Source organism: Actibacterium sp., assembly GCF_055134745.1.
Genome location: NZ_JBSRVX010000040.1, coordinates 1 through 5,666, shown reverse-complemented (window position 1 = coordinate 5,666; position 5,666 = coordinate 1). Strand labels below are relative to the sequence as shown.

Annotated in this window: 6 protein-coding genes and 1 pseudogene; 1 reads left to right on the top strand and 6 read right to left on the bottom strand. The window is 64.2% G+C overall.

Annotation, left to right across the window (positions count from 1 at the left end; translation table 11 throughout):
• Positions 1-111 precede the first annotated feature (111 nt).
• Complete coding sequence (meaB, locus tag ACTCHC_RS08650) at positions 112-1,104, top strand: methylmalonyl Co-A mutase-associated GTPase MeaB (RefSeq protein ID WP_463022081.1); 993 nt, start codon at positions 112-114, stop codon at positions 1,102-1,104.
• On the opposite strand, the gene ACTCHC_RS08645 is transcribed toward meaB, so the two are convergent.
• The 6 genes and pseudogenes from ACTCHC_RS08645 to ACTCHC_RS08620 form a co-directional block, all read right to left on the bottom strand.
• The gene (locus ACTCHC_RS08645; protein ID WP_463022080.1) at positions 1,095-1,724 is read right to left on the bottom strand and encodes a hypothetical protein; all 630 of its coding nucleotides are present in this window, start codon (positions 1,722-1,724) and stop codon (positions 1,095-1,097) included. The two genes, meaB and ACTCHC_RS08645, sit on opposite strands and share 10 nt — an antisense overlap.
• Before the next feature lie 195 nt (positions 1,725-1,919).
• Positions 1,920-3,071: a peptidoglycan DD-metalloendopeptidase family protein gene (locus tag ACTCHC_RS08640; protein ID WP_463022079.1), complete on the bottom strand. Its 1,152-nt coding sequence runs from the start codon at positions 3,069-3,071 to the stop codon at positions 1,920-1,922.
• Positions 3,072-3,122: 51 nt separating this feature from the next.
• The gene (locus ACTCHC_RS08635; protein ID WP_463022078.1) at positions 3,123-3,764 is read right to left on the bottom strand and encodes a protein-L-isoaspartate(D-aspartate) O-methyltransferase; all 642 of its coding nucleotides are present in this window, start codon (positions 3,762-3,764) and stop codon (positions 3,123-3,125) included.
• Positions 3,761-4,543, bottom strand: a complete 783-nt coding sequence (surE, locus tag ACTCHC_RS08630) for a 5'/3'-nucleotidase SurE (protein ID WP_463022077.1) — start codon at positions 4,541-4,543, stop codon at positions 3,761-3,763. Before surE ends, ACTCHC_RS08635 begins: the two co-directional genes overlap by 4 nt.
• An 83-nt stretch (positions 4,544-4,626) precedes the next feature.
• Entirely contained in the window at positions 4,627-5,274 is a 648-nt protein-coding gene (locus ACTCHC_RS08625; RefSeq protein ID WP_463022076.1) for an SDR family NAD(P)-dependent oxidoreductase, read from the bottom strand.
• A gap of 223 nt (positions 5,275-5,497) precedes the next feature.
• Positions 5,498-5,666: pseudogene (locus ACTCHC_RS08620) on the bottom strand (amidophosphoribosyltransferase); the annotation flags it as partial.

The window sequence follows — 5,666 nt, the reverse complement described above, 5'->3', positions numbered from 1 at the left end:
CTGGTCATGATGCCTTATCCGCGATTTGCAGGGTGGGGGAAAGCACCCCGGGGCTGGACATCGGGGGATCGCAAAGGGCAAACAGGCGATCACACCAGACCGGAGAGGCGAATGGATATCGACGAACTTGCCAGCCGCATCCTGAACTGCGACCGCCGGGCGCTGGCCCGCGCGATCACGCTGGTCGAAAGCGGGCGCGAGGATCACCGCGCGCAGGCCGTGGCGCTCTTGGACCGGCTGGCCGGATCGGGGCGGCAGGCGCTGCGCATCGGGCTGTCGGGCACGCCCGGCGTGGGCAAATCGACCTTTATCGAATCCTTCGGCATGATGCTGACGGGCCAGGGGCTGCGGGTGGCGGTGCTGGCGGTCGATCCCAGTTCGGCGCGCTCGGGCGGCTCGATCCTGGGCGACAAGACGCGGATGGAGCGTCTCGCGCGCGATCCGAACGCCTTTATCCGCCCCTCGCCCAGCCAGACCGCGCTGGGCGGCGTCGCACGGCGCACCCGCGATGCGGTGGCCCTGTGCGAGGCGGCGGGCTTCGATGTCGTGCTGATCGAAACCGTGGGGGTGGGGCAATCCGAAACCATGGTGGCCGAGATGGCGGATCTCTTCATCCTGCTGCTGGCCCCTGCGGGGGGGGATGAATTGCAGGGCGTCAAGCGCGGCATTATGGAAATGGCCGATATCATTCTGGTCAACAAGGCCGATGGCGATCTGAAATCGGCGGCGATGCGCACCTGCGCCGATTACGCCGGCGCGCTGCACCTGCTGCGCCGCCGCCCGCAGGACCCGGACGGGTTTCCAAAGGCGATGACAGTTTCAGCGATGCAGGAGGAAGGTCTGGCAAAGGCCTGGGACGAAATGACGGTGCTGGCGGATTGGCGGCGCGAACAAGGGTTTTTCACCGCGCGGCGGGCCGAACAGGCGCAGCACTGGTTCGATGAAGAGGTGCGGCTTGGCCTGCTGGCCCGGCTGGAGCGCGATCCCGCGGTCAAGGCGCGCATGCGCGAACTGGGCAGCCACGTGGCGCGGGGAGAGACCAGCGTTTCGGGGGCAGTGGCGCAGATGCTGGCGGAATTGTCAGTGGGGCGCGATCAGAACTGAAACCCGATGCCGACCGACAGGAACGGTGTCGCCTTGAGCTGGGACAGGTCATTGTTCATGCGGGCGATTTCATTGTCAAAGCCGGCCTGTTCGACAGGGGTCAGGCTGCCCCCTTCGGCGACCAGGCGATAGGTGCCGATCTTGGCCCCCACATCGCCCGACAGCAGGATCTTGCCCCCCATCGGATAGGCAAAGCCCATCGAGAAGACCGGTTGAATATCGTTTTTCTGGGCAAGCCGCACGTCGAAGGTGCCGGAATAGGTGGTGCCGTCGATGGTGGGGTTGGTCACGGTGGCATTGGCGCGGTATCCGCCCAGTGCCAGACCGCCCGACACCCGAAAACCGTTTTCGAATGGCCGGTAATCGGCCAGGACAATGGCCGATGTAAGGTCGGCCTTCCCGGTTAGGATGTTTCCGTCATCATCGGTATAGGAGCCATCCCTGCCGCCAAAATAGACCGGCGCGCGCACCGACAATGTGGGACTGACAATATAAGAGGGCACGACGGACAGCCCAAGGCTGGACAGGCCAAGCTCGACCGAAGTTCCGACAAGCGATTGCGCCTGAGCCGGAGCACACAGGAAAAACCCCAAAGCTATTGCAATTGATCTGAATACCATGACACCCGGCTTCGCTCTATCTGCTGTCAGTAAAAATCCCTTTGGTTAGAAATTCGTTTCCGAACCAATCATTTTGGCGGAATTTTGATGGCAGCAATAAGGCATGGCCCGCAGAAGCAAAATCAATCGCGCCCGGGCCGCGATGGGATGCGGTTCAGCCGAAAAATTATGCAATAATCTGACGGTTGTGCCAGATTATTGCAGCAATGGCATGGGATCGACGCTTTCGAATCCCTGACGGACCTCGAAATGCAGGAAAGCCGGATCGCCGGCGCGCAAGGTGGCAATGGGTTGCCCGCGCGTGACCGTATCGCCCTTGGCGACCTTGATATTGTCGATATTGGCATAGACGGTCAGCAGGTTGTCATCATGGCGGATCACCAGAATCGGCACCTGTTCGGTATCCCGGGTGATTGCGGCCACGGTGCCACCCTTTGCCGCCTGAACGGTCGTTCCGGGGGCGGCAGCGATGTCGATCCCTTCGTTCTTCTTCTTTTCATAGCCGCGGATGATCTTGCCCGAAACCGGGAAGGCCAGTTGTGACGTGACTGTCTTTTCGGCCTTCAAGTCGGGCGAGGGGGGCGCGGGCGTCGGCTTGGCGGCGGGCACGGTCTTTTCCGCCGGCAGCGGTCGCGATGCGCTGGGTGGCACGGGCACCGAAGACAATTCACCGGGTTTGCTGACGGTGGCAACCGTGGCCGGGGCGGCCTCGGTCAGCGGTATCATCAGATACTGGCCCTCGCGCAGGCTCAGATCCGGGCCCAGACCGTTCCATTCAGCCAGGGCGCGCGGCGAGACATTGTAAAGCCGCGCGATGGAATAGGCCGTTTCGCCACGCTGAACCTGGTGGCGCAATGGTTCCGGCGATGCGGGCGCCGCGGGCGCGACGGCCCCGGTTGTGGGCGGGGGCAGCGGCGCGGCAGTGATGGCGCCGGCATTGCCATCGGCGCGCGCGATGGCCGATCCGGCAATGGCGCTGATATCGGTGGCGCCGGGCGTCGGGGCCTCGACCCGCCGCGGTAGGGCCAGAACCTCGCCCTCGCGCAGGGCGACGCCCAAGGGGATGGCGTTGAAGCTGCTCAGTTCTTCGGGCGGCAGGCCAACGCGGGCGGCCACGTCCGAAACGGTATCGCCGCGACGGGCCACGGCGACCTGATAGGTGGGATAGGAAATAACGCCTCGCTCATCAGTCTGGGGCGGCGGCAGGGCCTGATTGCGCGCCGCATCCGAGGTATCAATTCCCGGAACATCGCGCATGTCGAAATCGAAGTTTTCACAGCCTGTCAGGGCTATGAGTGCGGTGCAGACCAGCACGGCCTTCAGGCGCAGGGGGTAGGGGGCTGTCATCGCTCACTCCTCAATCATCCGGGCCCATGTTGATCCGGGCCTTAACACTGGTCAGTCCTGTCCAAGTCCTTCGACCAGGGGCACGAAACGCACCGGTCGCAACTCGTGATAGTCAAAGCCCGACGGGGTGCGCGTGACACGGATCAGGCCTTGCACCGTATCCGACTGTCCCACCGGCAACACCATGATACCCCCCTCGCGCAGTTGCGCCAAGAGCGGACCTGGCGGGTCTTCGGCGGCTGCGGTCACAATGATGCGGTCAAACGGGGCCTGATCGGGCAAACCATGCGATCCATCGGCCAGAATCGCCGTGACATTGGTCAGGTCAAGCCGGTCGAACACCGCCTGGGCTTCGCGCACCAGACGGCGATGGCGTTCCACCGTATAGACGCGCCGCGCCAGCTGCGACAGGATCGCGGCCTGATAGCCCGACCCGGTGCCCACCTCCAGCACCTTGTCGCGCGGCTGCACGTTCAGTGCCTGCGTCATCAGCCCCACCACCGAAGGCTGGCTGATCGTCTGGCCGCAGGCAATGGGCAGCGGCATGTCCTCATAGGCGCGGCTGGTGAACAGACCCCGCACGAAATCGCCGCGGTCGATCGATTCCATGGCGTTCAGAACCCGGCTGTCGGTCACGCCTTTGGAACGGAGCGCAAACAGAAACTGCATTTTCCGTTCGGCGGCGTCGGTCATTCCAGCATCTCTTTCACCCGGGGCAGGGCATCATGGGCGGTCAGATCGGCCCGCAGGGGGGTCACGGCAATATATCCTTCAAGGCAATCGGTCACATCGGTGCCCGGCAAGGTCTGATGCGCCTGTCCGCCGCCCTTGATCCACAGGAACTTGCGCCCCGAGGGTGACATATGCGGCTCGACCCCGAAATAGGCGTCGCGGCGGTATCCCTGCGCGCCGACGCGCAGCCCGCGAACCTTGTCGGCGGCGATGGGTGGAAAGTTGACGTTGTAGAACAGCCGGTAATCGTGATCGTCCCACAGCCCCTTGTCCAGAAGGGCGCGAATCGTGGCCACGCCATGTTCGGCGGCGGCATCGAACATGGCCTCGCGCGGGGTTTTGGGGCCCAGATATTGTGACAGGGCGATTGCCGGCAATCCTTGCAGCGCCGCCTCCATCGCGCCGCCAACGGTGCCCGAATACATGACGTTCTCGCCTGCATTATTGCCGCGGTTCACGCCTGACAGCACCAGATCGGGCCGCTTGCCGACCATCACGTCATAGATGCCGGCCAGAACGCAATCGGCGGGCGAACCTTCGGCTGCAAAACGGCGCGGACCCAATTCGGCGATCATCATCGGATGGGTATAGGAAATCTTGTGCGCCACGCCCGATTGTTCAAAGGCGGGCGCAACGGTCCAGACTTCGCCATCCGGCCCGGCGATCTGTGCGGCGATCTTCTCCAGCACATGCAGACCGGGGGCGTTTATTCCGTCGTCATTGGTCACCAAGATGCGCATCGCCGCCCGTTCCTTTGCCTGCTGTGTTCCTCAATAGTAGAGGGGGGCAGGGGCGGCAAGCACCTCGGCGCGCTTTGGCCTGTTCAGGCCAAAGCGGCGATCAGGCGGGCGGCCTCGGCATGGGGATCGGCCAGAGTGCTGCGGTCTTCACCGGGATAAAAGCGCCCCCGCGTTGCCGTCGGCATCGGCGCGGGGGTGAAAGAGATCACCCGCGGCGCCCCGGTCTTGCGGGTTTCGGCGGCCCAACTGTCGAACAAGGCCCGCTGGGCGGCCTTGGCGGCGGCATAGGCCCCCAGGAATTTTCCCTGCGCCGGATCATCGACATGCACCGCCACCCCCTTTGGCGCGGCCTGCAACAGCGGCGAAATGAACGGGATCAACAGCCCGGTCGCGGTGACATTCGTGGCCACCACCCTGGCCCAGTCCTTTTCGTCAAGGTGATCGACCGGGGTCAGGGGGGGCACATGAATTGCGCAATGCACCCAGGCGTCCAGATGCCCCCAGCGATCATGAATGCTGCGGCACAGCTGGCGCATGGCGTCGGGGTTGGTGATATCCATCGGCGCCAGCGTGGCCTGACCACCCCGTGCCTTGATACGGTCGTCCAGATCCTCCAGCGCGCCGACGGTGCGGCCAAGGGCCACGACATGCCAGCCTGAGACGGCCAGCCCTTCGGCGACGGCGGCGCCAAAGCCGCGCGATGCACCGGTGATCAATGCAAGTTTTGTCATGCGCGCGGTTTGGATCGGATCGCGCCTGCGGTCAAGGGGCCGCGCGGTGGATGACGCAGTCCGATAGCGACGCCTGCGGCGTCATTGCAAAGGGTCGCCGCCCACGGGCGGCTTCCATGCCTGCGGCGCGGGTATTTTGACCAAGAATAAACGGCCTATCACCTTGGAGAAATACTCTCGGGGGGAAGGCGCCGCAGGCGCCGTGGGGGGCAGACAGCCCCCCTTATTGCGCGGCCTTCAGGGCAAAGCCTTTCGCGATCATATCGGCTGGTTCCACCGGATACTCACCGGAAAAACAGGCGTCGCAATATTGCGGGGTCTTGGCGTTGCGCCCGCCCGCCTCGCCGGCGGCGCGATAGAGCCCGTCGAGAGAGATGAAGCGCAGGCTGTTC

What these genes read in the sequence shown, in the direction of transcription:
- meaB (WP_463022081.1), top strand. Translation starts at nt 112, where the DNA reads ATGGATATCGACGAACTTGCCAGCCGCATCCTGAACTGCGACCGCCGG.
- ACTCHC_RS08645 (WP_463022080.1), bottom strand. Translation starts at nt 1,724, where the DNA reads ATGGTATTCAGATCAATTGCAATAGCTTTGGGGTTTTTCCTGTGTGCT.
- ACTCHC_RS08640 (WP_463022079.1), bottom strand. Translation starts at nt 3,071, where the DNA reads ATGACAGCCCCCTACCCCCTGCGCCTGAAGGCCGTGCTGGTCTGCACC.
- ACTCHC_RS08635 (WP_463022078.1), bottom strand. Translation starts at nt 3,764, where the DNA reads ATGACCGACGCCGCCGAACGGAAAATGCAGTTTCTGTTTGCGCTCCGT.
- surE (WP_463022077.1), bottom strand. Translation starts at nt 4,543, where the DNA reads ATGCGCATCTTGGTGACCAATGACGACGGAATAAACGCCCCCGGTCTG.
- ACTCHC_RS08625 (WP_463022076.1), bottom strand. Translation starts at nt 5,274, where the DNA reads ATGACAAAACTTGCATTGATCACCGGTGCATCGCGCGGCTTTGGCGCC.